Consider the following 25,498-nt stretch of genomic DNA (forward strand, 5'->3'; position numbering starts at 1 on the left):
TCCAGTCGTAGTACTAAGTTCAAACCACTTCAGCCAGAGTACTACGTACGGAGTAAAAAGATATGCGAAAGCTCGCGTACTACATCGCCGTCACCCTCGACGGCCGGATCGCCGGCCCGGACGGCGAGTACGACTTCTTCCCCGGGGGCGAGGAGCAGCAGGCCGCCGCCTACTCCTCCTGGATGAACGCGCTGTACCCCGAGACCGTCCCGACCGCCTACCGCGCCGCCGTCGGCGTCGCCGACGCGCCCAACCGGCGCTTCGACACCGTCGTCATGGGCCTCGGCGCCTACCGCCCCGCCTTCGACCAGGGGATCACCAGTCCGTACGCGCACCTGCGCCAGTACGTGGTCTCCAGCACGCTCAAGCCCGACATCGACCCGGCCGTCACCGTCGTCCCGGCCGACCCGCTCACCCTCATCCGTGAACTCAAGGAGGAGGAGGGCTCCGGCTTGGACATCTGGCTCTGCGGCGGCGGCAAACTCGCGGGCACCCTGCTGCCCGAGATCGACGAATTACTGATCAAGAGCTACCCCGTGGTCGCCGGCGCCGGGATCCCCGCCTTCGACGGCACCTTCGACCCCACCGTCTTCGATGTCGCCGAGCGCACCGCCTTCCCGAACGGTGTCACCTTCACCCGGCTCAGCCGCCGTTGACCGTGCGTCAGGGCCACCGTACGTAACGTGTTGGTAACCGGAGAAATTATCCTCTTTCCCGGCTTTTCCGGTGGGTAGTGATGATGTGAGCGATCTGCGGTGGGGGCCGCAAGACGCTTCGACCCGGGGGGCCGCGTGATTCTGTCGGGCTACAACATCAGCAACCATGTGATCGCCAAGGGAGGATTCGGCGAAGTACGCCTGGGCGTGCATCTGCGCACGGGAGAGAAGGTGGCGGCCAAACTGCTCCTCGGCCGCTGGAGGGAGCACCCGCACCACGCGGTGCACGAGGCCCGTTTCACCCGTGAGGGGAACATCCTCCACAAGCTGTCCGACCATCCCCACATCGTGTCTGTGCTCGACATCGGCCTCATCGCTGAGAGGGGCGGTTTCGTGCCGGTGCTGATCATGGAGCTGTGCGAGGGCAGCAGCCTCGACCAGATCGTCAGGACCGCGGCGCCGCTGCCCTGGACGATGGTCGCCGACATCGGCCGACAGATCTCCGCAGCGCTGCACAGCGCACACACCGCCGCGGTCGTGCACCGCGACATCAAGCCGTCCAACGTCATGTTCGACCGGTCCAGCGGCCTCGTTAAGGTGCTGGACTTCGGAATCGCACGGTTCATGGAGGCGGCCGACGCCGCCCTGACCCACCCGCCGACCGTGGTCACGACGACCAGCGTGCTTCCTCCTCTGACGAAGTGTTACGCGTCACCGGAACAACTGCGGTACGAAGACCTCGACGGACGCAGCGACCTCTTCTCCCTCGGCGCGGTGCTGTTCGAACTGCTGACGGGGCGGCTGGCGTACCGCAGTCACCGGCGGGACAGGCTGCCCGTCTTCCCCGACGGCGACGGCACGCCGGACGCACTGCGCGCCCTGGTGCACCAGCTGTTGGCTGTCGACCTCGACAAGCGCCCGCAGAGCGCCCACGAGGTGTACCGACGACTCACGGACATCCGCGTCTCGGCCGCCGAAGCCCGCATGCCGGAAGGACGGCCCCGACGTCCGCGTCTCCTCGCGCTGGAGGCGGAGTTCGCCGAGGTGATCGGGGTGGTCGAGCTCCGAGAAGGGCCGCTGCACGACGTGTGCCTTGAGCTGCGTGAGGGCCACGCGAAGGTGGCCAAGCGGGCCGGCGACCCCCGAGCGACCGAGCTCGCGGAACTGGTGCGGCGGGACCGCGAACGCGTCCGTGCGGGCACCCGCCACGGGAGCCGCCTCCGGCACCGGCAGGACCGGGAGCAGGAGGCGCCCGAAGGACGGAGCCCTCACGCACCCACACCTGAGGAAATCGAGTTCTACGGACTGATTCCCCCACCGATGGTCTAGAACAGAGGACCGGCGCCCCCGTGGCCCTTCCGGCCACGGGGGCGCCGCCGTTTCCCGCCGCAGCCCTATGCGCCCTTCGGCCCCGCCTGCTGCACCACCTCGAAGGACCACAGGGTGGAGCCCGAGGCCGCGGGCCTGGGCCGCTCCGCGCCCTCGCCGCCGCCCTGGTGTGCCGCCTTCATCGGGCCCTCCATCCAGGCCTGGAACGACTCCTCGTCACGCCACCGCGTGTAGACCAGGTAGGTGTCGGTGCCCTCGACCGGGCGGAGGAGTTCGAACCACTCGAAGCCGTCGGAGTTCTCGACGGCGTGGGCCCGGGAGGCGAACCGCTGCTCAAGAACCTCCCGCTGCTCGGCGGGGACGGTCAGTACGTTGATCTTCACTACGCTCATGGCCCCATCCTGCCCGGTGCCGCGCCGGGTCCGACCGGGACACCCCCCTCCACTCGCCCGTCGGCATGTGCCAGAACGCATCTGTCACCCCACCTCGAACACGTGCATCATTACTGAGTCGTTGTCATGGGTGCTGACGAGGTGAACGGTGCGCACGCGAAAAGTCCGGGCGGGAACGACGGCCGTCGGCTGCCTGCTGCTGCTCGCCGCGTGCGCGCAGGGGCCGGCCACGGAGCACCCGCCCGTGCAGGCCGCCAAGGCCCCGACCACCCTGCCCGTGCCGCGCGGAGACGGCAGCACGACCCCCGACGACTTCAACGGCGACGGCCACCGCGACCTCGTCCTCAACGACCTCGTCAAGGCGCAGAGCCACGCCGACGACGCCGGCGTCGGCATCGTCTACGGCTCGGCGCGCGGACCGGTGCCGGGCGCCCGGCAGCTGCTGAGCCCCGCCCGGAACGCGGCCCGGACGCAGGGACAGCCGCCCGCCGTCTTCGACGCGGAGGCGAGCTGCGACCTCGACGGCGACGGCTTCACCGACCTGGTCCTCACCACCGATCCGCCCTACGACGGCCAGGGGCGGCCGCCGGTCCCCCTGCAGCTCCTCTTCGGCTCACCGAACGGGCTGACCGGCCGGGCCGTCAAGCTGGTCGTCCCCGCCGCGGCCCGCCTCGGCAACGACTGGCCGGACCAGCCGGTGTGCGGGGACTTCGACGGCGACGGCGACGAGGACCTCGTGGTCCACGCCTCGGGCGGTCACCTCAGCTACCTGCGCGGCCCCTTCACCCGCAAGGGCGCCCCCCGCGCGGCCGGCGCCCCCGTCCCGGCGCCGGGCGAGGTTCCCACCGGCCCGGCGGCCGACGTCGACCGTGACGGATACGACGACCTGGTCGTCCGTACGACGCAGGGCACCGGCCCCTCGGCGGTGGTGCTCGGCGGCCCGGCGGGACCGACCCGTACCGGGACCGTCCTGCCGTCCGGTGCCGACGTGGCGCTCGGCGCCTTCGGCCGGGGCGCGGCACTGGACGCGGCCGTGGGCGCGATGGGCGGCACCGCCCTGCGCTACGACCTCCCCACCGCCGTACGCGGCTCCCTCGCCGCCCCCGGTTCGAAGCTCGACGCCGCCGACCTCGACGGGGACGGCCGGAGCGAGCTGATCTCCAGCGGTTCCCGGCTGCGGGTGTTCCGGGGACGTGCGACGGGCCTGACGGCCGAGGGCGCGGTGACCGTCGAGCCGCCGGCCCAGGGCACCACGCGGCTGCTGGCCACCGGCGACTTCGACGGGGACGGCAGGGACGACCTGGCGGTGCGCACCTACCGGGGCGAGACGAGGGACACGGTCGCCGTCTACCGCGGGGCGAAGAAGGGGCTGGTGGCGGCCGAGCCGGCGGTCACCTTCTCCACGTCGGAGTTCCTCGGCCGCTGAACGGTCACCTGCGCCTCAAGTCGCTCACGAATTTACCGAACTCACGTACAACCCTTACGCCTCGACGCAGGTCTCCTGATCGCCGACCGCCCCGTGAACCCACCGAGAACGCCCGGCGAACACGGACGCTCCGGCACCCCATCGACTGCGGATGCCAGCCAGGCATCCCCGCATGCCGCAGGAGAACTGCATGCACAGACCCATGCGACTCGCCCTCGCGACGGCCGCCGCGGCCGCGCTGACGGGCGGTCTGCTCACCTTCTCGGCCGCGACGGCGACGGCCGCGGACTCCACCCACGTCCCGCAGGCCGACTTCAACGGCGACGGCATCGGTGACGTGGCCTTCTCCGCCGCCGGCGCGTACGTGAACGGCAGGAAGGGCGCCGGCCAGCTGGTCGTCCTGTACGGCACCGCCACCGGCGTGTCCTCCGCCAAGCGGTCCGTGATCAGCCAGAACACCGCCGGGAGCCCGGGCACCGCCGAGGCCGGCGACGCGTTCGGCGCCGAGACCGCCTACGCCGACTTCAACGGCGACGGTTACGACGACATCGCCGTCTCCGCCCCCTACGAGGACGTCGGCAGCGACACCGACGGCGGCGGTCTCGCCGTCCTGTGGGGTTCGGCGCAGGGCATCACCGGCACCGGTGTCACCATCGCCGACCCGGCCCCCTCCCAGCACGACGCGTGGGGCAAGAACCTGGCCGCCGGCGACTTCGACGGCGACGGCACGGCGGACCTGGCCGTCGGCAACACCTCGAACATCATCTACGTCTACAAGGGCGGCCTCACCGCCTCCGGCACCGGGGTCAAGGGCCGCTACACCGTCAAGCCCGACATCAAGTCCGGCGGCACGGCCCGCGGCCCGCTCAACCTCACCGCGGGCGACGTCAACGGTGACAAGCGCACCGACCTGGTGGTCGACGGCTACGAGACCGACACCGAGTACGGCTGGAACACCAACTACCTCGTCCCCGGCACCGACGGCGGCCTGTCCGCCGGCGACGCCCGGCCGCTCAAGGCGGGCGTCATCACCGGCATCGGCGACATCAACGGCGACGGCTACGGCGACATCGTCACCGGCATGTACTGGAACAAGACCGACGACGACGGGATGTCCCTCCCCGACGCCTCGGACGGCGGCAAGGTCTGGGTCACCTACGGCGCCGCGGACGGCGTCGGCTCCACCATCGGCGTCACCCAGAACACCGGCAACGTCCCCGGCACCTCCGAGAAGAACGACTACTTCGGCTACGACCTGGACCTCGGGGACGTCAACGGCGACGGCTACCAGGACGTCGTGGTGGGCGTGGCCGGCGAGAACATCGGCACCGCCACCGACACCGGCCAGGTCATCGTCCTGTACGGCTCGGCCTCCGGCCTGAACACGGCCTCCGGCGCCCAGGCCTTCGCACAGAGCACCCCGGGCGTCCCCGGCGAGGACGAGAAGTACGACATGCTCGGCGCCGACGTGAAGCTCGACGACGTCACCGGCGACGGCAAGGCGGACCTGCTGGCCGGCTCGTACGAGAACGACGGCAACGGCGCGGTGCTCTACCTGCCCTCCAACGGCACGAAGATCACCACCACCGGCTCCCGCACCGTCTCCCCGAGCACCTCGGGCGTCTCGACCACGGGCACCCCGGGCTTCGGCGCCAACTTCGCCGACTGAGCAGTCGTACCCGGCTGCACGAGCCGAATCCCGCCGCACATCCCTCCACGGCCGGGCCCCCGGGCCCGGCCCCGAAGCCCCTTTCTCCGGAGCCCCGCCTTGCGCAAGCGCACCCTTCTGCTGGCCGCCACCCTCACCACCGGTCTGCTCACCGCCCTGCCCGCCACCGGCGCCTCGGCCGCGCCCTCCGGCCTGGCCGGCGACTTCAACGGTGACGGCTACCGCGACGTCGCCATCGGTGCCATGAGCGCCGACGTCGGCTCGGTGCAGAGCGCCGGTGCCGTCGTCGTGCTGTACGGCTCGTCGTCCAGCGTCTCGGCCACCCGCAGGACCGTCATCACCCAGAACTCCACCGGCGTCCCCGGCACCGCCGAGTACGGCGACCGCTTCGGCAGCAGCCTCGCCACCGGCGACCTGAACGCCGACGGCTACGCGGACCTGGTGGTCGGCTCCCAGTTCGAGGCCATCGGCGACCGCGACGGCGTCGGCACCGCCACCATCATCTGGGGCGGTTCCTCCGGCCTGTCCGGCGGCGCCGCCCTGCCGCAGCCGTCCTCGCTCAGCGAATGGGGCGGCTACGGCTCCGCCATCGCCACCGGCGACTTCAACGGCGACGGCAAGCTGGACGTGACGGTCACCGGCCAGAGCCACATCCACCTGTACCGCGGCCCGTTCACCCGCACCGGCACCCCGCTGAGCCACACCGGCGTCGGGGAGCTCGGCGGGGCGTACGAGGTGACCGCGGGCGACCTGACCGGCGACGGCGACGCGGAGCGCGTCTACCCGTACCTCGTCGACGGCGACCCCGGCGGCGCGATCCAGTACTTCACCCACGACCCCGGCAACTGGGACGCCCACCCCGAGTCGGACTACGCCCTGGTCGACCTGCCCGACGCGGACGGCGAGGAGGCCGTCATCGCCGACGTCAACGGCGACAAGTACGGCGACCTCGTCCTGGGCGACTACACCGACCCGCGCGCCGACAAGCCCGGCGGCCACAAGGGCGGCCAGATCACCGTCTGGTACGGCGGCGCGAACGGCCCCGACCCGGCACAGAAGCCCACCGTCATCCACCAGGACACCACCGGCGTGCCCGGCGCGGGCGAGGCCGACGACCACTTCGGCTCGGCGCTGTCCGCCGGCGACGTCAACGGCGACGGCTACGCCGACGTGGCGGTCGGCGCTTCCAACGAGGACCTCGGCTCGGTGCAGGACGCCGGCTCCGTCACCATCCTCCTCGGCTCGGCCTCCGGACTTACCGGCACGGGCGCCAAGTCCTACTCCCAGGACACGGCCGGCGTGCCCGGCAGCTCGGAGTACATGGACTCCTTCGGCCAGACGGTCCGCCTGATCGACCTCGACAAGAACGGCAAGGCCGACCTCGTCACCGGCGCCGGCTACGAGAACGGCTACGGCGCCGTCACCGTCCTGCGCGGCACCTCCACCGGCCTGACCACCACGGGCGCGAAGCTCATCTCCGCCCGTGACGTGTCCCTCAAGGGCGGCGCCGACTTCGGCTGGGCCATCGCCCAGTGACACCACCGCAGATCCCGTCTCCCACAAGGAAGCCCATGCGTCTGCGCACCACCGCCGTCCTCCTCGCGACGGCCATGACCCCGCTCGCCCTGGCCCTGACCGCGCCCACCGCACACGCGGTCACCGCCGCCGCCCCGTACGACTTCAACGGCGACGGCCGCCGGGACGCGGCGATCGGCGCCCCGGCGGCCACGGTCGCCGGCCAGGCGAAGGCGGGCGCCGTCTCCGTCGTCTACGCAGGCACGAGCGGCCTCAAGGCCTCGACGCACACGACGATCACCCAGAACACGGCCGGCATCCCCGGCACCGCCGAGACCGACGACGCCTTCGGCGCGGCCGTCGCCTCCGCCGACCTGAACACCGACGGCTACGCCGACCTCCTCGTCGGCGCGCCGGGCGAGGACAGCAGCGACACCGACAACGGCACGGTCGTCATCGTCTGGGGCGCCAAGTCCGGCCTGTCCGGCGCCCGTACGCTGTTCAGCTTCTTCGACCGGGACTACGACCGCTACGGCCAGGCCCTGACCACGGGCGACTTCGACGACGACGGGGACACCGACGTCGCGGTCGGCTCCACCGGCCCGACCACCCTCTCCGTCGTGAACGGGCCGATCACCAGGACCGGCGCGCACAACGGCGGCGGCGGATCGCAGTCCCACTGGAGCTGGTCCCCCTCGTACGGCGTCACCCACCTCACCTCCGCCGAGACCAGCGGCGACGGCCACGGCCGGGTGGTCATGCACGGCCGTGCCGTGGACACCGACGACGCGATCACCGACGTGGCCGACCTGCGCATCGGCAACTACACCGACTGGCTGCAGAACCTGCCCGCCGGGTACGTCTCCGCCGTCGGCGACATCGACCGCGACGGCCATGCCGACTTCGCCGTCGGCAACGACCGGGAGCCCTCCGCCGACCCGTCGGGCGCGAAGGGCGGCAAGGTCACGGTGGTGTACGGCGGCCCCGACGGGGTGGCCACGGACCGCGCCCGGCTCGTCCTCACCCAGGACACCGCGGGCGTCCCCGGCGCGTCCGAGGCCGGCGACCGCTTCGGCAGCGGCGTGGCGCTCGGCGACGTCAACGGCGACGGCTACGCCGACCTCGCCGTCGGCGCGGCGGGCGAGGACTCCGCCGCGGGCGCCGTCACCGTCCTGTACGGCTCGGCCTCCGGCCTGAAGACCACGGGCGCCACGACATGGACGCAGAACACGGCGGGCGTCCCCGGCGGCTCCGAGAAGGGCGACCGCTTCGGCACCCGCGTCCTGCTCGCCGACCACACCGGCGACCACCGCGCCGACCTCACCGTCTCCGCACCGGGCGAGAACTCCGGCGACGGCGCGGTGTGGACCCTGCGCGGCACGCCGACCGGCCTCACCGCCACCGGCGCGACCAGCTTCGGACCGGCGGCGACGGGAGTGCCCACGACGGGCAGCCCCGGCTACGGAACGACGCTGGGCGGCTGACCCCGCCCACCGCTGTGGCGGGGCAGACGCTCCCCCGTACGGCCCAACCCTGACCGCGCACGGGGTACAGCCCGTCATCCCCCTTAGGGGATGTCACAGCTCGGCCGCAAAGCCGGGCCCGAAAGCCCGGGCCCGGCACGTCACTTGCCGGGACCAGGTACGTTCGAAGACGTGGCTGGATTCAGGATCGGACGCGGCCGGGACAACGGCGCTCCTCAGACGCGACCGCAACACCCCCCGCACGGACAGCAGACGCCGCAGGGACCGTCGTACGGCTACCCCCCGGCGCCGCAGCCGTACCCGCAGCAGCAGCCGTACGGCGGCGGCAGCGGCGGCGGCCCATGGCCGCAGGCGAACGGCGGCGGATACGGCGGCCAGGACGAGCCGGAGTACTTCGGCGACGGCGCGTACCCGCAGGGCCAGGGCCCGGCCGGCCCGCAGGACCCGTACGCGGCCAACAACCCGGGCCACACCCAGGCGTTCTCGGTCGGTGAGGACCCGTACACGCAGGGCGGGACGTACCGCGCGGGCTCGGCCGCGCCCCCGGGCCCGATAGGCCCGCGCCTGCACTGGAAAGAGCTGCTCAGGGGCATCGTCCTCGCCCCGAACCAGACCTTCCTCCAGATGCGGGACTACACGATGTGGGGCCCCGCCCTCATCGTCAGCTTCCTCTACGGCCTCATAGCCGTCTTCGGCTTCGACGGCGCCCGCGAGGACGCGATCAACGCCACGCTCTCCAACGCGGTCCCGATCGTCCTGACGACGGCCGTGGCGATGGTGCTGAGCGCCTTCATCCTGGGCGTGGTCACCCACACCCTGGCCCGCCAGCTCGGCGGCGACGGCGCCTGGCAGCCCACGGTGGGCCTGTCCATGCTGATCATGTCCCTCACGGACGCCCCCCGCCTCGTCGTCGCGATGTTCCTCGGCGGCGACGCCCCCTTCGTCCAGATCCTCGGCTGGGCCACCTGGGTCGCGGCCGGCGCCCTCCTCACCCTCATGGTCAGCCGCTCGCACGACCTGCCCTGGCCGAAGGCCCTGGGCGCATCCGCGATCCAGCTGATCGCACTGCTGTCGATCGTGAAGCTGGGCACCTTCTAGGCCCCGGCCCGGCACGCGCGAGGCCCCCGGCCAGGAGCAGCCGGGGGCCTTCTCCGTCTTGTCCTCCCGCTCCGTGCTTCAGGCGTCGAGCACCTGACCGGCCCGCCGGACGACGGGCGGCTCCACGGACCACGGAAAGTTGATCCACTCATCGGTCCGCTTCCACACGTACTCGCACTTGACGAGGGAGTGTGACTTCTCATAGATCACGGCGGTGCGCACCTCGGCGACGGCGTCGAGGCAGAAGTCGCGCACCAGCTTGAGCGTCCTGCCGGTGTCGGCGACGTCGTCGGCGATGAGCACCTTCTTCTCGGAGAAGTCGACGACGTTGGGCACCGGCGCGAGCATGACCGGCATCTCCAGGGTGGTCCCCACGCCGGTGTAGAACTCCACGTTCACGAGGTGGATGTTCTTGCAGTCCAGGGCGTAGGCGAGCCCGCCGGCGACGAAGACACCGCCGCGCGCGATGGACAGGACGATGTCCGGCTCGTACCCGTCGTCGGCGACGGCCTGCGCGAGCTCGCGCACGGCGACGCCGAACTGCTCGTAGCTCAGGTTCTCCCGTGTCCCGCCGCTGCTCATACCTGGGTCCGGTGGAAGTTGACGAAGGACCGGGAGGCGGTCGGCCCACGCTGCCCCTGGTACCGCGATCCGTACCGCTCACTGCCGTACGGGTACTCGGCGGGCGAGGTGAGCCGGAACATGCACAGCTGCCCGATCTTCATGCCGGGCCACAGCTTGATCGGCAGGGTGGCGAGGTTGGACAGCTCCAGGGTCACGTGCCCGGAGAACCCGGGGTCGATGAACCCGGCGGTGGAGTGCGTGACGAGCCCCAGCCGCCCCAGTGAGCTCTTCCCTTCCAGCCGGGACGCGAGATCATCGGGGAGCGTGATCACCTCGTAGGTGCTCGCCAGCACGAACTCCCCGGGATGCAGGATGAACGGCTCGTCCCCCTCGGGCTCGACCAGCCGCGTGAGATCCACCTGCTCGACGGACGGGTCGATGTGCGGGTACCGGTGATTCTCGAACACCCGGAAGAACCGGTCGAGACGCACATCGACGCTCGACGGCTGGATCATGGATTCGTCGTACGGATCGATCCGCACCCGACCGGCGTCGATCTCGGCCCGGATGTCCTTGTCTGAGAGAAGCACGCCCCGAGGATACGCAAGGCGCGCGGAGCAGCCACAATCATGACGACTGACTCCACGCGCCTGCGTCCTGCGGTTACCTGGCCGATACAGAGAGCTACCGGCAGTACAGGGAGCTACCGGAACTAATGCTTCCCCACACTCACCGGCACGACGCTCCGAAGCCGAGCGCATCGCGGACAGCGGAGGAGCCGCCCTGGACCGAGTCGCTCGGCCTGCTGCATCGGGAACGAAGCGGTGGTGAACACGTGCCCATCGGCACAGCGGACGACGGTGCGCTCCATCAAGTCCTAGAGTCCCTTCCCCAAGAGCCGCGTCTGGCTAACTGCCCTGACGACAAAAGCCACATTACGGGATCAAAGGAACGACTCTCCAGGCGGCACTCCGCCCCACCCGGACCCTCCCCGAAGCCACCACGGTACGCCCCAACTCCGCTTCCCCGCAGCCCGGTCACCCCTCACGCACACACACGACAACCCCACAGCTTCAGCGCCGGGGGCCTGGGATGAGGTACAGTGAGCGAGCGTTCGGACACCGGCTCCTCAGGGGCCCGTCCGTCTTACGCGGGTGTAGTTTAATGGTAGAACATCAGCTTCCCAAGCTGAGAGCGCGAGTTCGATTCTCGTCACCCGCTCCATGATGAAGGCCCAGGTCAGAGACCTGGGCCTTGTTGTTGTGTGCGGTGATCAGTGGCCGCGTGCCAGATTCGTGCCAGAACGCTTCTGGGCGGCATCGGCCCTGGCCTTCCGTACGGTGGCGTCGAGGCTGGCGGCGACCTCTTCCTGTCGCTCCTCGTCGGAGTGCTGGTAGATCAGCGCGGCCTTCTCGGAGGACTGCCCGGCGCGGACCATGGTGTCCTTCAGCGTGGCCCCGGACCGCGTGGAAAGCGTGTGCCCGGTGTGCCGGAGGTCGTAGAACCGGAAGCCCTCGGGCATGCCGACGATTTCCCGCGCCTTCCGCCACCTCCGCCCGAAGGTGCTGCGCCGGAAGGGAGCGCCCTTCTCCCCGACGAAGAGCAGCCCTTCGGGGCCCGGCTCGGCGTAGGACTCCAGATGCCAGCGGAGCTCCCGGCGGAGGAACGCGGGAAGAATCACAGTCCGGGTGCCCGCCTCGGACTTGGTGTCGCCCTGGACGCGTCGCCCGTTCATCCGCTCCGGCTCGGCGAGACGGACCCGGAGGCGCAGGTTGTCGAGGTCGACGTCCCGGCGCCGGAGGCCGGCCAGCTCTTCAGGCCGGAGCGGGCCGTAGGCGCCGAGGTAGACCATGAGCCGCCACCGCATGCCGACCGCATTGGCCAGCGCGTCAACTTGGGCGACGGTGGCGATGCGCCGCTCAGCGGCCTTCTCTTTGCCAGCGCCCTTGATCCGGCAGGGATTGCGCGTGATCAACTCGTCGTCCACGGCCGTCTCCATGATGGCCTTGAGGAGCCGGTACGCCTTGGCTGTGATCGTCTTGGCGCCTGTGATCCGCAGCCGTTCGGCCCGCCACTCGCGGACACGCGGCGCGGTGATCTCGTCCAAGTCCAGGTCCGCGAAGGCGAATAGATGCTTGTTGAGCAGGTAGCGGTAGAGGTCCTGCGTCAGCGGCGCGAGCTCCCTTTCGTCCACCCACTTCTCGGCGTAGGCCCGGAAGCTCACCGCGCCTGCATCGGGGTCACGCCACTCACCACGGCGAATCTCGGTCTGCTTTTCGGCGAGCCAGTCGTCCGCGTCCGCCGTCGTCTCGAAGGTGAAGGGAGCCGGACGCATCACCCCGTCGGGCCCCGGATAGCGCGCCTGGTACCGGCCGGAGGGAAGCCGTCTGATGGCGCCAAAGCGGCGACGCCTGCCCTTTCCGTTGGCCATCAGGCAGCCCTCCTGTTGCTCGGGCGAGGCCGCCTCAGCGGTTCGACGGTGCGGGACTGGATGAACTCCTCGACCGCGCTCTCGGGGATGCGCACATGCCGGCCGACCTTCACGTACCGGATGCGCCGTTCCTCGATCAGCCGCCGGGGGAATCTGGCGGTCGTGCCGAGCAGCTCGGCGACCTGGTCGACGGACAGGTAGCGGTCGGTCATGCGGTGGGCTCTCCTTCCGTTCCGGGGGCGGGTTCGAGGGATGCGGCAAGCCAGGCTTCGGCGTCGGACAGGCCGGTTCCAGCGAAGACCCAGTGGGCGAGGACGTACGTCGTGTCGGGCTCGGGACCGTTGGCCGCTGCTGCGGCTTGGGCGCGGCGCCATTCGGCGCGGGCGTTGCGGAGGGCACAGAGGGTGGTGGAGTAGCGGCGGGACTTGGTGGAGAAGTGGCCGCGGAATCCGAGCATGTGGGCCCAGGCGCGCAGGCGGAGGTGTTCGAGGTCCTTGCGTGCGCCGAGGGTCCAGGCGGTGCGGATGAGGCGGCGGGCGTGGTCGCTGATGTCGAGCTGGGCGAGTTCGGCGGCGAACTTCAGCGGGCGGTCGAGAGCTCCCGTCGCGGTCTCGGCACCCTTAGTGGCGTATTTGGCGATGTAGGCGGCGACGGCTCGTTCGGTGAGTTCCTGGCCGTTGTTGAAGTCGGCGGAGCGGATGGTGCGTACGTCGAGTTGGCGCCCGAAGGCGAACCTGTGGGTGCGGCCGTCGACGGTCGGGCCGTCCACGCGGACCTTGGCGGCAGCCGTCTCGATGGCGTCGGTCAGTAGTTCGGCGGTGGCCCAAGCAGGGGGTGGAGTGTCGCCGCCGCTGGGGCCGTCGATGCGGATGACGGCATGGAAGTGGACGGCGCCGCGCTTTTGGTACTCGGCGACTTTGGCGAAGGACACGCGGGCGTGTTCGCGGAAGCGCCGTTGTGACAGGCACGCGCGCTTGGCGACCTCTCGGCGGAGGTAGGTCGAGAAGCGCCGCCAGAGGGGGCCAGCGTGTGCGTTCCACAGGACGGCGGCCTCGTAGTCGTAGGTGTCCGAGTCGAGAGGGGTGCCGAGTGCATCGTCGTCCTGGTCGTGGCGGACGCCGCAGCGGCAGGGGCGCCCGCTGGAAGGGCGGTTGTGGACCGGGCCGAAGCTCGGGGCGGTGAAGGTGGCGAAGACGCGCGGGTGGGTGGCGACGTGTTCGGGGATGCCCTTGCCGCCGCGCAGGCCGGAGGTGATCAGGTGGAAAGTGTCGCGGCGGTAGACCTCGGCGCAGGCCGGGCAGCGGGTGGTGCGGCGGTTGTTGCAGCGGACGAGGAGCTGTCCGGCCGGGAGGCTGGTCGAGTCGAGGTGGTGGAGGACGCGGCCGATCTCGCCGGTTGCGGTGTCGACGTCGTACTCGGTGCGGTGGCCGTCCAGGCGGATCGGGTTGGTGCAGCCGCCGAGCCCGGAGAGCTGGCGGAGGATACCCGGCAGGGTGCCGTGCTGGGCCATCCTTGCGAGTTCCGGGAGCGGGGGCGGGGTGGTGCGGGTGAAGATGGCTTCTCTCCTTCTGACTGGCTCGGTCAGGAGTGATGGGCCCCCGGGGCGGCGGATGCTTGGCGGTGTCGTGCCGCCCCGGGGATCAGGTGCCGTTCAGCGGCGGTGGTGCTCGCGGAGCAGGGAGCGCAGGACCACGGCGGCAATGGCTACGGAGATGGCCGAAACGGCGACGGCCGTCACGAGCGCGGTGAGGACCACGCCGCCAGCGACCACGGCCGCTACCGCGCCGGGACTGATCGACACCGGCGGAAGCGAGCGGTGTACGGGTGCCGGGTCGGTCGGTGCGTGGGTGTGTGCGGTGGGCGGGGTCGGGGTGTCGGGGTACTTGGGCAGGAACACAGCTTGAGACTCCTTATCTACTCGTCTAGGCGTGTGAGCCGTTTATGACGTCCACACCGGAGCGCGTGCCGGACTCGATGGCGGGCGCGAGGAAGGTGCGGGAGAGCCAGAAGCCGAACAGGGCGATCAGGACGACGATCCAGACGCGGACGCCGAGGAACTTGACCGCTCCCCATGCGAAGAAGCCCAGGACGACGACGAGCGGCAGGCTGACGGTCACGGTTGGCGGATCCTTTCAGCGGACGGGGCAGCGGTGAGTGCGGGCGGCCAGCTCGGCGGCCGCGCGGCTGTCGTAGTCGGTGGAGAAGCCGCAGCGTGGGGCGATGCAGGCGGCGGTGTGCTTCTCGCGGCCACGGCCGTCGTAGTACGTGCCGACCTGGACGGGGCCGATGCGGACGACGTTGCGGAAACGGCGGTTGGCGGTCACGCAGGTCTCCTGTCAGAGGTGGGCGGCGATGGCTTCGGCCATGGGCGCCGGGACGCCGAGGCGAGCGCGGAGGGTGGGGGTGTCAATCGGTGTTCCGGTGCGGGTGTGGTGTTCGGCGGCGACCTTGCGGGCGTGTGCGACGAGGGCGGCCGGAACGGGCACAGCGGAGCGCTCAGGCGGTTCATGTTCGATGGCCGGTCGCTGGGGCGAGGCTTGCTCTACGGCCGGTCGGGCAGGCGGCTCGGGACGGAGTGCGGGTTCGTCCGCCTGGCCATGGACCTCGATGTCCTTGTCGGGTTCGGCGGCGTGATCGAGCGTCTTCGGTGCGGAGTGGGCGAGTAGCGTGCCGCCGAGGAATGCGACCGCAGGCCACCCAGCGACGAGGATGCGCAGCCAGGCCGGGACCTTGCTCATGTCGAGGAGGCCGGCGGTGGCCACATTCGCGCCGAGTGAGGCAGCGAGCGCGATGACGAACCAGCACCACCCGGCCGCTTTCGCCTCCCCGGAGCGCAGCCGACGCCAGGCGGCGACGAGCAGCAAGTCGACCGAGATCGGGTAGGCCCACGCCTTCCACCCGTCCTGCCCGGCCGCCGAGGCGATGTCGTGCAGGTGGGCGAAGGACAGCGCGGCAGCGATGACAGCTTGGACGAGCACCGCGTCAACGCGGGCCAGTTGGGCGCGCATGATGCGGCTCCTTCCGGATTCAGGCATGCGAGGGGTAGGGACCTGGCGTGAGACGGTCACGCCGACCGGGATTGGTAGAGGAGTTCAGCCGGTCGCCGGGCGCGGCGAGACGACCGGGGCCAGGCCGCCGACCGGCTGTACGGCCACCTCAGGCAGGAAGGGCTTGAGCGCAGGCAGGTCCGGCACCAGGTGCCCGAACTCGCGGCAGATCTCGGCGGCATCGCCGAGGGACAGGTACGGCGTGCGGATGCGTGACCAGCCGCCGGAGGTGTCGCCCGCGACGGCGAGACCGGGCCGTTCGGGGGCGATGGCGCAGGCGGCCAAGACCGCCTCTGGGGCGATGTCGCCGAGCGCCATCTTCGCGGAGGCTTCGTCGTTCACTCGGTGGCAGACGCGGCCGGTCAACTGGGCCCGCAGCATGGTCGCGCCCTTGCCCAGCTCGGCGCCGAAGCGCTGCCCGCACACTTCCAGGTAGATCCCGGCAGCCCGGCCGAGTTGGGCGAGCCGGATGAGCTGGGTGACCATCTCGTCCCGCCGTTCCTCGTCCGTCCTCGTAGCGACGAGGAAGAGTTCGGCCACCTCATCGACGAACAGCACAACGGGCACCGGGCGTTCATGCTCGGGCAGACCCCAGATGTCTGAGGTGATCTCCTCGGCCGGAGTGTCCGGGGCGATGCCTTGCCGGGCCTTGATCAGGTCGTATCGGTCCTCCATTTCCTTCACGAGCACGGGCAGCAGCTCCGCGGCTTGCTGCGGATCGGTCGCCAGCGCGGAGAGCCGTGACGCGAACGGCGCCAGCTCCACACCACGCTTGCAGTCGATGCCGACCAGGGCGACCGGCTGAGGGGAGAGTCCGGCGATCAGGTGCCGCAGGTACATGGACTTGCCCGACAGGGTCGCGCCGAGCGTGAGTTGGTGGGGTACGGCCCGGTAGTCGCGTACAAACGGCATGGCATCCTCCCGCAGCGCCACCGGCACCTGAAGGAGCCCGGCATCCACCTTGCGAGGCATCCGTACCCGCCGCAGCACATCGAAGCCGACCAGCCGCAGCTCAACCACACCGGGCTTGACCGTGGTCACGTACACGGCGTGAACGCCCCAGGCGTGCCGCAGCCGTTCCGCGGAGGCGGCGACATCGGCCGGTTCCTGCCCCGGAGCGAGCCGCAGACGGAGCCGTAGCCCGGTCGACGTCGGTCGGATGAGGCCCCGACGTGGCGGTACGGGACGGACCTCCCGCCGAGTGGTGGCCTTGACGGAGAGCAGCCGCAGCCGGGACGGCGCCACTGTCAGGCCGCACGCCTCCATGACCGAGCCGTACGAACTCAGCAGCCGGGCCGTGGCAATCGGCAGGCCGACCGTGGACCAGTACACCCCGGGATGCTTGGCCCGGGCGTAGGCGGCCCCGCCGCCCAGCGCGGCGACAGGGCCACCCACCTCCACAAGCGTCGCCAGATCGGTCATCAGGCGGCGGCCCCCGAAGCGGCCGGGAACGCGGCCGGAGTGACTGCGGCGGCGCGGTAGGCGATGCCGTGCCGCTGCTGTCCGTTGAACACGCTCTCCCACGGCCGGGCCACCAGCCCCGGCAGCGAGACGGGCGCCCCGAGCGTCAGCCCCTCGGACACACCGCTCTCCGGAACAGTGACCTTGATCAGCGACGACTCGCCGTCCTCGATGTAGACGACGCCGATCGTCATCAGTGCCTCACCACTGTTTGCGTCCTTGGCGATCTCGCCCGTCTGCCGGTCACGGACCTTGGGCTCGGGCGCCTCGGTCAGCAGGATCGTCGCGGCCGAGGTCTCTACACGGATGGTGCGCAAGACTTCTTCCCATCTACTCGTCTATACAAGGTGCGTGATTCGAACCCGATCTCCCGGGAACGGCAACCACCTTGCCACACAACTTGCCCACTCGTCTATACGAGTATTCGTGATGGGGTGTACGAGTTCGGAGAAGCGTCCCCGCGCACCACCGCAGCTCACGCGCTCACGTCGCTGGGAGCTGGTACGACAACACGTACGCGTCCGCCGCCATGACCGTGTCGCACACCTCCACGGCCCGCCCTTCGGTGTCGAACGCGGTCCGGATGAGGTGGATGACCGGCACGCCGGAGGCCAGGCGCAGCGTTCGGACCTCGTCGGGCGAGGGCATCCGGGCGCGGATCTCCTCCTCGAAGTGGTCGAGATGGTGGCCGAGCTCTTCGAGGCGGGCGTAGATGCCGCCGGGCCCCGGGTTCGGCTCGGCGATCGGCGTGCCCCGCGCGATGTCGAGCGGCAGGTAGGAGGTGGCGAACTCGACCGGCCGCCCGTCGAGAAGGTACCGGCGCCGCCGGGCCAGCACACGCCGCACCGAACCGAGCCGGGTGGAGATGTCCTGGCTGGCCTTCTCCTCCTTCACCTCCAGGCTGTCGACCTGCGGATGACTGCCGGCCGCATCAGCCTCCACGATGAACGCGGACTTGCCCTGCTCCCGGTGCCGCCGGGCGAACCGGTCGGAGGCGAGCCGCCGCACGGGCGGGCGTGGTCGCACAAAGACACCCTTGCCGTGCTCGGCATGCACCAGGCCCTCACCCTGGAGGATGGAGAAGGAGTTTCGAACCGTCATACGGGAAACCCCGTAATGCTCGACAAGCTCAGCCTCCGAGGGCAGCTTTTCGCCCTCGCGGAATCGCCCACGGTCGATCGCTTCACGCAGCTGGTCGGCGATCTGCCGGAAGACCGCACGATCGCTCGTGGGGTCGAGATCACCGAGGAGGCCCGAAGAAAGAGGGCTCACGTGTACTCCTTTAGATATCTAGACGAGTGGGCGATTGTTGTTGCTACGGTGGAGAGCCTAGCCATCCGAGAGGGCCGAGGAACGTGAGCACAGAACGCCCGCACTCCGTAAGCGTCGCCGGGGTCGTCGTCGACGACCAGGGCCGGGCCCTCCTGATCCAGCGCCGCGACAACGGTCACTGGGAACCCCCGGGCGGAGTCCTCGAACGCGAGGAAACCATCCCCGAGGCGCTGCAACGCGAGGTCCTCGAAGAGACCGGCATCAAGATCGCACTTCCTGCGACCCTGACCGGCGTCTACAAGAACATGAAGGGCTTGATCGTCTCCCTGGTCTTCCGCTGCGAAGCCGCCGACGGCACGCCCACCACCGGCGATGAAACCCGCGCGCTGCGCTGGGCCACCCGCGAGGAAGTCGCCGAGCTTGCCGACGAGGCCTACGCGATCCGCGTCCTGGACGCACTCGACGCGGCGTCCCCGCCCGCCATACGCGCCCACGACGGCGTGAAACTCGTCTAGCCCGAACCCGCTGCACATGGCGGCCCACCTGCATGAAGGAACTTGTATGCACGAGTATACGAGCACTACCCGAGTCTGGGGGCTCAGTTGCCCAGGATTTCCAGAAGAGGTCAGCAGAGCCCGCCGCTGGACCCGCGACATCCTTCGAGGCTCGCCCCTGGCGGACGACGCGGAACTGATCGTCAGCGAACTGAGCGCGAACGCGATCCTCCACACCGCCAGCGGCCGGGAGACCGGCGCCTTCCATTTGGCACTCGCGGTCTCACCTCAGGTGATCGCACTCTCGGTCACGGACGACGGAGGCACCGGCACGGCCCCGAAGGTCAAGCACCAGGACCAAGACGCCGAGCACGGTCGAGGACTCGGCATGGTCAGCGTGCTCGCCCACCGAGTCGTGGTCCACCGCAGCCAGGCCGGCCACACGGTCACCGCGGAGCTCTTCACCACCACTCGGCGAGGAGACCACCCGTGCCGATGAACACCACCCAGCGCGGCTACTGGTGCGAGTGCTGGACCGAAGACGTCACCGGACAACAACCACCAGCATTCATCGCATCCTTCGACGCCCACACAGCACCCCAGGCAGACAGATGGATCGCGGTCATCCTCCGCACCATCACACCCATGCTCGACCCCGAAGCCTGCGACGCGGCATGGGACTGGCTCTACGACGGCCGCATCGAGACCCGGCGGGCACTCCTACGCGCAGAACCCTGCACAGTGACGATCAGTCAGGCCGAAGTCCGTGTCACATGGACGATCCGACCAGTGCTCTTCCTGCCCCTCGCACACCGCCAGGTCATCGAGCTCCCAGCGTGCGCATACGAGTTCAAACCGCGCCCCACAGACTGAGTTACAACCTTCTCTACGGGTTCAAGTGCGGCTCGCTCCGCTCACCGCGCGCGGCCCGGCCCCCGGCCGGGCCTGCGCTCCTGTCTCCGCCCCGCTCCAGCCCGGCCGGCGCCCGTCCCGCGCTGCACAGCAATCAGCCGTCCGGAGAAGGGCTGCGTCGTGGCTGGAGCGGTCGGCTCCGCGGCTTTGCGGAGCCACTTTGATCACGGCCTCAACGTCGGGCCTTACCGGGTAGGTGCACAGACTGCCAGACGCGCCGGAAGCGTATGGGGGCCATGATCACTCGCGCCAAGCAGCACCCCCAAAGCCTCTATCGTGATGATCCCGTTACGGACTTCTAGCGCTTGACCCGCCAACGCGTCGAGCGCTAGCGAAATCCATTTCGTTATGAAATTCCTCGGAATTTACATGCAGGTTTAGCTGCGTGACGTTTGGCAAACTCGACCGGCTGAAGTACCTCTCTCCAAGGAGGGAACTATTTCTTACGACAGCTTGCATGGAACGCACTCCGTGAGTGAAGTCCGAAATGCGCAAGAAAGCATTCAGCACATCTTCATCGATGGCCTTATGGCCGTCTTGCCCCTTCGGGAATAGCGAAGTCTCCCTCTCTAGGAATGTTCTGAGTAGTATCGCTCTCCTAATAACCCAAAAAGGATCGTCAGATCGCTTTTCAATCCCCTGCAATTCCATGGTTCCGCGAACTCTGCTCAGAAAATCCGGACCTTTGGCGGCTCTATACTCAGCATTGCTTTCTTGTGATTTAAAACTCTCCAAACTAGAGTAGACACCGCCAGCAAAGACGAAAACAGAACGCCCCACCGGGTGCACGGTCTGCCCTTCTTGGAAAGTTCCGTCTTGCATCGGTGAGAGGAAGTACCTGAGCCATCCAAGAGGTCGATCGAAGAAGGAGTCAAATTCGTCCCAGAGTACGACTGGAACTTTTCCTCTAAGCCTGTCATCTCTCAGTAGGTGGAAAGAGTCGGCCAGTTCTGAAGTGTTCCTAAATTGCGAGAGATTAAATTCCTCGAACGTGAATTCTCGCTCCTGCACTTTAATTGAACCGATCACTTCTCTGACGGTAGTCGATTTTCCGGATCCAGGTTGGCCAAATACGGCTATAGAAAGCGGCGTTGGCGTGCGCGCTTTCTCGGTCTTCCAATACCGCCTTACGCGCGTTCCGGCCCTTTCTGCATACTCTTTCACAAGAGCCCTAACAGATTGGAAGCTTTCGATCTCGCGTCGGTCTACCGTTACCACCTTCCCGTATTTAAGATGCGGAATAGTGGTGTCCGCCAAGGCGTCATCAACCCCCCTGTAGACTATATCCCTCGCTATATCCTCAAGATCGCGACTACTTGCGAAAATTGCGGATGACTTAACATTGCGTTCCGTTACAGAAACCTCGGCTATCCTTTTATCTTTATCGAGGTCACGCTTGGATATTTTAAGAGCATCTTTAACTGCGACGAAGGGGAAGTCTGGGGCAGGATCCGCCTGAGTAGGATCCGCCTGACCAGAGCTATTCTCTGCAATTATACGGCCGAACCCATTCCTGTAGACTTCTTGCATGGCCTTGAGGCCGCGCCTCACCCCAATTCTAATTATCTCGTTAGCGCTTGTTGGGCTGCTTAGCGGGGCGTCTTTATTACCGATTGATGAAATGATCCGTTGAGTAATTGCGGTTGCTAGAGTTGAGGTGTAACCCCACATCCGCCCATTGAGCCAGAAGTCAGGTGCTCCTTCGACTCTTGCAGGATCGTAAAAAAGCGAGTAGTTGCGTCCACCATGCACATCGCGATCGAACAAGAATGCTCCAGCTGGACCGAAGGATACGACCACGAAGCGGTACTGATTCAGTCGGCGCTCCTGCTGGAATATTTTGAGGCAGTCGCTTGCTTCGCTCTCCCAAGCTGTTCCGCGTCGTATTTCCAGACCGGAAACTCGGCGCAGATCGTCGGCTGTGGTTACGACAATCACCTTGTCCCGCCGACTGGGAAGTGCATCCCATAGTCGGTCCGTTCGCGCCAGCATGCCATCGCCGCCCGTCTTGACGATCAGCCATGGCCTTTTCTCGGGTTTATTAATCGCCTTAGGCAATTCGTGGTCCTTGAAGAAACCTAGCCCCGAGTCGGCGATAACCACGAGGTCTGCGTTTTCTGGCTCAGCAATCCCGAGGCATTTCTCGTCATGCTTCTTGCATTCGCCCCTGCGGCTGATTCCGAGATCGTCCGAAATGCGCCACCGAAAATTTCGCAGATCGTCAAAATCTTTGACCTTGTCACTTTCGGGAAACGGTGCAAGGGTAGCGTGGTAATGGCTGATTTGCGTATCAAACCAGTCGACATGCTGCCAAGTCGGAGTCCAGACGTGGGCTTTCGGTAGAGCCGTGGTTATAAGCTTTTCCAAGAGGCGGGAACCGCCGGGGATTTCAAGCTGCCTAACCTCCTGCTGGCGCTCCTGCCACTTGGGGCCTGCGGTCCGCCGCGGTTCGCTCTCGTCTCGTTCCGCTACGACCCAGTCAGCGAGCGCATCCCCAGAAAGTACCACTGTGCGCCTCGCGCCTCGCGCATGAACGGCAGGTTGACCGGGTGTTCGGGCTGCCTTGCCAGAGGATCTGTAAGCGGTCATTGCGTGCCTTGTGCGGATCGGCTGTGAGGGATGAGGGTCATCTAGCTCATTTCGATGATGGCGCAGTACCGACAGTGGCGCAAAGTGTGGGCAACTGGGCGACGATTGAACATCTGAGAGGGGAAAATGTTGGTCCTTCATATTGGCTCTGTGTGACAACGCCGATATACACCGGCAGACGGGCGCGCACGCCTGCGGACGAGCACGACGCGTGAGAGGCACGCCAGCCGAAGGTCCAGCGCACCAAAGTTGCTTCGGGACGAAGGGGTCATCGCCCGAGGTGCCACCCATGCGCTTCCGCCGTCGCAACTTGCCCTGGTCGACGGCCAAACAGCGTGGCTCAGGCCGGCGGGGGCACAGTGAGGCACACGCGCGCCTGCACGGTCGACTGCCCCGCCATCGTGGCTGGCTGTCGTCGGCTGAGGCTCCAACACTCTAGGGTCCAGGTCCGCCTAGGTTCATTCGAGGCGAAGGGTCCGTGCCATTGGCGTGCCAGATTCTGCGGGAAACCACGGGGAACAGCGGGGACTTGCCCCAGGTGCGTCCCGGGCTCCGGCACCGCCCCACCGCAGGTCAGCGAAGCAACCATGACCAAGAAACACTAGCTTCCCAAGCTGAGAGCGCGAGTTCGATTCTCGTCACCCGCTCCAGAGAGAAACCCCAGGTCAGCGGCCTGGGGTTTGTTTGTTGGCAAGAGCGGGTTGAGTGCCGCTCTTCACCATCCATGGGCGAGACACCGACCCAGCCCCCCATCAGCCAGAACCGGAAGGCCGGTTCGTGTCGGCCGATGCACACGGCAGGTTCCGGTGGTCGTCTGCCGTGGTCCAGTTCCGTAGCGTCGTAACTGCTCCCACCGCGGCGAAGCACAGCCCTGCCGTCGTACCGAATGCGCCCCCCGTAAAGGATCAAGTCAGCGATGCCCGCGCCGGTCGTGATCGGGGTTTCCTTTCGCTGTCTCGAGAGGAGGGCGAGGCGCTCGTCAGCTGGTCGAGAAGCCCACGTTCGAAGACACAGTCGAGATAGCGAGAGTCCTGGCTCTGTGGGGCCACATCATGGACGACCACGAGCTGAGCCGCCTCAGCGAGGTTCTCACCGGAGACGCCGCATGGGACGCAGGCGCATTCGGCTTCGACTCGGTCGTCGGGCTGGACGCGATCGCCTCCGTCCTGAGCGCCGGCGGGCACGCGCGAGCTCACCACACGACGAACGTCGTCGTGTCGGAGGATCCGGGCGACAAGGTCCGTGTCCGGTCCAGGGGCTTGGGCGTCGTGGACGGGGCGCCGTCATCAGCGCCGTCTACGAGGACGAACTGCGGCGCACCGATGACGGCTGGCGCATTGCCAGGCGCGCCATACACGTCAAGTGACGCTTCAGGCCCCGATGGCCGGCCTTCGCAAGTTCCCGTCCACAACCTGTGGGGGAAAGCACCTCAGGCGATGTCGTGGACGTTGTGCTCGAGCAGATCGGTTGCGTGCCGGGCGATGGCCCGGTAGTCGGCATCGTCGTGGAGGACAGCCAGGCCGTGGTGGGCGGCGGTGGCGGCGATGACGAGGTCCACCGCCGAGGCGCTGCGATGCTCCCCGGCCTGGGCCATACGGTGTTGCACCGCGCTGATCCAACGCCCCGCGTTCTTCGGCACCGACACGTCGGGATAGAGGTCGGTGAACATCTCCGCGATCTCGTCGTACTCACGGCCGTTCCGGGCGCTGTGCAGGAACTCGGTTCGCTGCGTGTAGCAGGATGCGATGGCGCCGGCGTCGATCGCGTCGTACCAGGCCGACTGCAGTTTTGGTTCGCGGAGCAGCCGGACCAGGCCGGAGGTGTCGAGCAAGTAGATCACCGGCTGTGCTTCTCCGCCCGGTGCAGGCGCTCGGCGTCCTCGACGGCACCCCACTCACGCGCACGCTCGAAGTGACGGCTGATGCGCGCCGCACGCTCCTGCTGTTCGGCGTAGAAGTGCAGAGCCAGGTTGACCGCCTCCTTCTTGGTCCTGACCTTGGCCAGAGCCATGGCACGCTCCAGGGCGTCATCATCGATATCGATCTGGGTCACAGACATACGAGCACCTCCTACGCAATGTTGGTGATGTACATAGAAGAGTATGTCACCAACATTGACGACGCCGCATCCAGATGTGCAAGCGCAACGGACACTCCAGATCAGTCCGGCAGGCCATGCCCGTCGGTCGGCAACAGCGGTGCGAACAAGCCCGCGCAGCGGTTCCGACACGACGAATCCGCGCAGGTCAGCGGCCATTCGCCCACCCAAGCGCCGTCGCTTCCCAAGCTGAGAGCGCGAGTTCGATTCTCGTCACCCGCTCTTCTTGAAGCCTCAGGTCAGCGGCCTGGGGCTTGTTTCATTGGGGAGCCGTTGCTGGGTTTTACGAGTGCTCCCGCACCCCGAGATTCGGATTCACTTGGATGATCCGGAGGCGAGCCCGGTTCTGCGTCAGAGCGGGAGGTCGTCGGGGAGTACCCGGAACGCCTTGTAGCGGCCCAACGGGCGTACGGCCCGGAAGTCTCGTCGGTCGAGGGTGAGAATCGCGTCCGTGTCGTAGTCGGCGGCAAGCGCCACGTTCACAGCGTCGGCGAGGTCGAGGTCCAGCGCGCAGTAGCGGATACGGACAGACTGGGCGGCACCCAGGTGGTCCTCCGTGATCTCCGGCATGAGGACACGACCCCGGCTCATCCAGCGCCTCAGGTCGTCGACCGCGCTGAGGGCAGCCTCCCTGCCGAGCTCGCGCGTCACCACGTGATCCAGTTCGGCCAGCAGGAGCGGGGACATGACCAGCAGGCCCGCCGCCATGATCGCCTCGTTCGCCGCCCCGTGTTCCGGATGAGCCGAGTCCAGGGCTGCCAGAAGGCCGGACGTATCGGCGATGACAATGATCACGCGGCGGATCCGGAACCCGAGCCGGTCTCCCGCAGGACGGCCTCCGCGACCGTGTCGCGGACCTCCGGCTTGGACGGTGTGCGCCCCGGTCCCTCGAAGGTGCGGGAGAACAGCGGCTCGTCCCAGACCCGGTTCGCCATGGCTGCAAGGTGGATGCCCTGACGGATGATCTCGGCCTCGCTTATGCCCCGGCGCTTGGCGGCCTCCTTGATGATCGCCAGGTCCTCGGGGTCGGCGTAGACGTTGGTGCGCTTCATGGGCATGTAC

At 68.1% G+C, this 25,498-nt stretch carries 29 protein-coding genes, 1 tRNA gene and 1 pseudogene; 13 read left to right on the top strand and 18 right to left on the bottom strand.

Features of this window, described 5'->3' with window-relative positions:
* Positions 1-62 precede the first annotated feature (62 nt).
* Together NW895_RS25100 and NW895_RS25105 are read left to right on the top strand one after the other, a co-directional pair.
* Positions 63-656: a dihydrofolate reductase family protein gene (locus NW895_RS25100; RefSeq protein WP_289938210.1), complete on the top strand. Its 594-nt coding sequence runs from the start codon at positions 63-65 to the stop codon at positions 654-656.
* A gap of 135 nt (positions 657-791) precedes the next feature.
* Positions 792-1,985, top strand: a complete 1,194-nt coding sequence (locus tag NW895_RS25105) for a serine/threonine-protein kinase (RefSeq protein ID WP_289938211.1) — start codon at positions 792-794, stop codon at positions 1,983-1,985.
* A gap of 65 nt (positions 1,986-2,050) precedes the next feature.
* On the opposite strand, the gene NW895_RS25110 is transcribed toward NW895_RS25105, so the two are convergent.
* Complete coding sequence (locus NW895_RS25110) at positions 2,051-2,377, bottom strand: antibiotic biosynthesis monooxygenase (RefSeq protein ID WP_289938213.1); 327 nt, start codon at positions 2,375-2,377, stop codon at positions 2,051-2,053.
* Positions 2,378-2,570: 193 nt separating this feature from the next.
* Here NW895_RS25110 and NW895_RS25115 point away from each other — a divergent pair, with 193 nt between their 5' ends.
* The 5 genes from NW895_RS25115 (at position 2,571) to NW895_RS25135 (ending at position 9,569) form a co-directional block, all read left to right on the top strand.
* A complete protein-coding gene (locus NW895_RS25115; protein WP_289938330.1) occupies positions 2,571-3,803 on the top strand; it encodes an FG-GAP-like repeat-containing protein in 1,233 nt (410 codons plus the stop codon).
* A gap of 190 nt (positions 3,804-3,993) precedes the next feature.
* Positions 3,994-5,472 (top strand): VCBS repeat-containing protein, encoded by a 1,479-nt coding sequence (locus NW895_RS25120; RefSeq protein WP_289938215.1) that lies wholly within the window; start codon positions 3,994-3,996, stop codon positions 5,470-5,472.
* 99 nt (positions 5,473-5,571) lie between these two features.
* Entirely contained in the window at positions 5,572-7,008 is a 1,437-nt protein-coding gene (locus tag NW895_RS25125) for an FG-GAP-like repeat-containing protein (protein WP_289938217.1), read from the top strand.
* A gap of 35 nt (positions 7,009-7,043) precedes the next feature.
* Positions 7,044-8,471, top strand: coding sequence for an FG-GAP repeat protein (locus NW895_RS25130; protein WP_289938219.1), 1,428 nt, complete (start codon positions 7,044-7,046; stop codon positions 8,469-8,471).
* Between the two features lie 90 nt (positions 8,472-8,561).
* Positions 8,562-9,569: a Yip1 family protein gene (locus NW895_RS25135; protein ID WP_289938221.1), complete on the top strand. Its 1,008-nt coding sequence runs from the start codon at positions 8,562-8,564 to the stop codon at positions 9,567-9,569.
* A gap of 78 nt (positions 9,570-9,647) precedes the next feature.
* Here the strand turns inward: NW895_RS25135 and NW895_RS25140 are convergent, their stop codons facing one another.
* Together NW895_RS25140 and dcd are read right to left on the bottom strand one after the other, a co-directional pair.
* Positions 9,648-10,151, bottom strand: coding sequence for a phosphoribosyltransferase (locus NW895_RS25140; protein WP_289938223.1), 504 nt, complete (start codon positions 10,149-10,151; stop codon positions 9,648-9,650).
* Entirely contained in the window at positions 10,148-10,723 is a 576-nt protein-coding gene (gene dcd / locus NW895_RS25145) for a dCTP deaminase (protein WP_289938225.1), read from the bottom strand. The genes NW895_RS25140 and dcd overlap by 4 nt, the downstream gene beginning before the upstream one ends.
* A 560-nt stretch (positions 10,724-11,283) precedes the next feature.
* On the opposite strand from dcd, the gene NW895_RS25150 reads away from it, so the two are divergent.
* Positions 11,284-11,357, top strand: a tRNA-Gly gene (locus tag NW895_RS25150).
* 49 nt (positions 11,358-11,406) lie between these two features.
* Here NW895_RS25150 and NW895_RS25155 read toward each other — a convergent pair.
* The 10 genes from NW895_RS25155 to NW895_RS25200 form a co-directional block, all read right to left on the bottom strand.
* Complete coding sequence (locus tag NW895_RS25155) at positions 11,407-12,564, bottom strand: tyrosine-type recombinase/integrase (protein WP_289938226.1); 1,158 nt, start codon at positions 12,562-12,564, stop codon at positions 11,407-11,409.
* Positions 12,564-12,776, bottom strand: coding sequence for an excisionase family DNA-binding protein (locus NW895_RS25160; RefSeq protein ID WP_289938227.1), 213 nt, complete (start codon positions 12,774-12,776; stop codon positions 12,564-12,566). Before NW895_RS25160 ends, NW895_RS25155 begins: the two co-directional genes overlap by 1 nt.
* The gene (locus tag NW895_RS25165) at positions 12,773-14,074 is read right to left on the bottom strand and encodes a replication initiator (RefSeq protein ID WP_289938228.1); all 1,302 of its coding nucleotides are present in this window, start codon (positions 14,072-14,074) and stop codon (positions 12,773-12,775) included. Before NW895_RS25165 ends, NW895_RS25160 begins: the two co-directional genes overlap by 4 nt.
* Before the next feature lie 141 nt (positions 14,075-14,215).
* Complete coding sequence (locus NW895_RS25170) at positions 14,216-14,461, bottom strand: SpdD protein (protein WP_289938230.1); 246 nt, start codon at positions 14,459-14,461, stop codon at positions 14,216-14,218.
* 25 nt (positions 14,462-14,486) lie between these two features.
* Positions 14,487-14,681, bottom strand: coding sequence for a hypothetical protein (locus NW895_RS25175; RefSeq protein WP_289933436.1), 195 nt, complete (start codon positions 14,679-14,681; stop codon positions 14,487-14,489).
* Between the two features lie 15 nt (positions 14,682-14,696).
* The gene (locus tag NW895_RS25180; RefSeq protein WP_289938231.1) at positions 14,697-14,888 is read right to left on the bottom strand and encodes a mobile element transfer protein; all 192 of its coding nucleotides are present in this window, start codon (positions 14,886-14,888) and stop codon (positions 14,697-14,699) included.
* Between the two features lie 12 nt (positions 14,889-14,900).
* Positions 14,901-15,572: a DUF2637 domain-containing protein gene (locus NW895_RS25185; RefSeq protein WP_289938233.1), complete on the bottom strand. Its 672-nt coding sequence runs from the start codon at positions 15,570-15,572 to the stop codon at positions 14,901-14,903.
* An 84-nt stretch (positions 15,573-15,656) separates the two neighbouring features.
* On the bottom strand, positions 15,657-17,033 hold the full coding sequence (locus tag NW895_RS25190) for an FtsK/SpoIIIE domain-containing protein (RefSeq protein ID WP_289938235.1): 1,377 nt from the start codon (positions 17,031-17,033) through the stop codon (positions 15,657-15,659).
* Positions 17,033-17,389 carry a hypothetical protein gene (locus NW895_RS25195; RefSeq protein WP_289938236.1) on the bottom strand — a complete coding sequence of 119 codons (357 nt, stop codon included), beginning with the start codon at positions 17,387-17,389 and terminating at the stop codon, positions 17,033-17,035. Before NW895_RS25195 ends, NW895_RS25190 begins: the two co-directional genes overlap by 1 nt.
* 166 nt (positions 17,390-17,555) lie before the next feature.
* Positions 17,556-18,275 (bottom strand): GntR family transcriptional regulator, encoded by a 720-nt coding sequence (locus tag NW895_RS25200; protein ID WP_289938331.1) that lies wholly within the window; start codon positions 18,273-18,275, stop codon positions 17,556-17,558.
* Between NW895_RS25200 and NW895_RS25205 the strand changes: the two genes are divergently transcribed.
* From NW895_RS25205 to NW895_RS25220, 4 genes are read left to right on the top strand one after another with little or no spacing between them, the layout of a single operon-like run.
* Positions 18,189-18,431, top strand: coding sequence for a hypothetical protein (locus NW895_RS25205; protein ID WP_289938338.1), 243 nt, complete (start codon positions 18,189-18,191; stop codon positions 18,429-18,431). The two genes, NW895_RS25200 and NW895_RS25205, sit on opposite strands and share 87 nt — an antisense overlap.
* On the top strand, positions 18,428-18,859 hold the full coding sequence (locus tag NW895_RS25210; RefSeq protein ID WP_289938238.1) for an NUDIX hydrolase: 432 nt from the start codon (positions 18,428-18,430) through the stop codon (positions 18,857-18,859). Before NW895_RS25205 ends, NW895_RS25210 begins: the two co-directional genes overlap by 4 nt.
* Positions 18,860-18,905: 46 nt before the next feature.
* Positions 18,906-19,337: an ATP-binding protein gene (locus NW895_RS25215; protein ID WP_289938239.1), complete on the top strand. Its 432-nt coding sequence runs from the start codon at positions 18,906-18,908 to the stop codon at positions 19,335-19,337.
* Positions 19,334-19,711, top strand: coding sequence for a hypothetical protein (locus NW895_RS25220; protein WP_289938241.1), 378 nt, complete (start codon positions 19,334-19,336; stop codon positions 19,709-19,711). Before NW895_RS25215 ends, NW895_RS25220 begins: the two co-directional genes overlap by 4 nt.
* A 327-nt stretch (positions 19,712-20,038) precedes the next feature.
* On the opposite strand, the gene NW895_RS25225 is transcribed toward NW895_RS25220, so the two are convergent.
* Entirely contained in the window at positions 20,039-22,117 is a 2,079-nt protein-coding gene (locus NW895_RS25225; protein ID WP_289938242.1) for an AAA family ATPase, read from the bottom strand.
* 1,205 nt (positions 22,118-23,322) lie between these two features.
* On the opposite strand from NW895_RS25225, the pseudogene NW895_RS41260 reads away from it, so the two are divergent.
* Positions 23,323-23,705 (top strand): annotated as a pseudogene (locus NW895_RS41260) (nuclear transport factor 2 family protein).
* A gap of 63 nt (positions 23,706-23,768) precedes the next feature.
* On the opposite strand, the gene NW895_RS25230 reads toward NW895_RS41260, so the two are convergent.
* The 4 genes from NW895_RS25230 to NW895_RS25245 form a co-directional block, all read right to left on the bottom strand.
* Positions 23,769-24,179: a PIN domain-containing protein gene (locus NW895_RS25230; RefSeq protein WP_289938243.1), complete on the bottom strand. Its 411-nt coding sequence runs from the start codon at positions 24,177-24,179 to the stop codon at positions 23,769-23,771.
* Positions 24,176-24,397: a type II toxin-antitoxin system VapB family antitoxin gene (locus NW895_RS25235; RefSeq protein WP_180989643.1), complete on the bottom strand. Its 222-nt coding sequence runs from the start codon at positions 24,395-24,397 to the stop codon at positions 24,176-24,178. Before NW895_RS25235 ends, NW895_RS25230 begins: the two co-directional genes overlap by 4 nt.
* A 390-nt stretch (positions 24,398-24,787) precedes the next feature.
* A complete protein-coding gene (locus tag NW895_RS25240) occupies positions 24,788-25,231 on the bottom strand; it encodes a PIN domain-containing protein (protein ID WP_289938250.1) in 444 nt (147 codons plus the stop codon).
* Complete coding sequence (locus tag NW895_RS25245; protein ID WP_289938252.1) at positions 25,228-25,494, bottom strand: CopG family transcriptional regulator; 267 nt, start codon at positions 25,492-25,494, stop codon at positions 25,228-25,230. The genes NW895_RS25240 and NW895_RS25245 overlap by 4 nt, the downstream gene beginning before the upstream one ends.
* Positions 25,495-25,498 lie beyond the last annotated feature (4 nt).

It is taken from the genome of Streptomyces sp. S.PNR 29 (assembly GCF_030386795.1).
Lineage (GTDB): Bacteria > Actinomycetota > Actinomycetes > Streptomycetales > Streptomycetaceae > Streptomyces.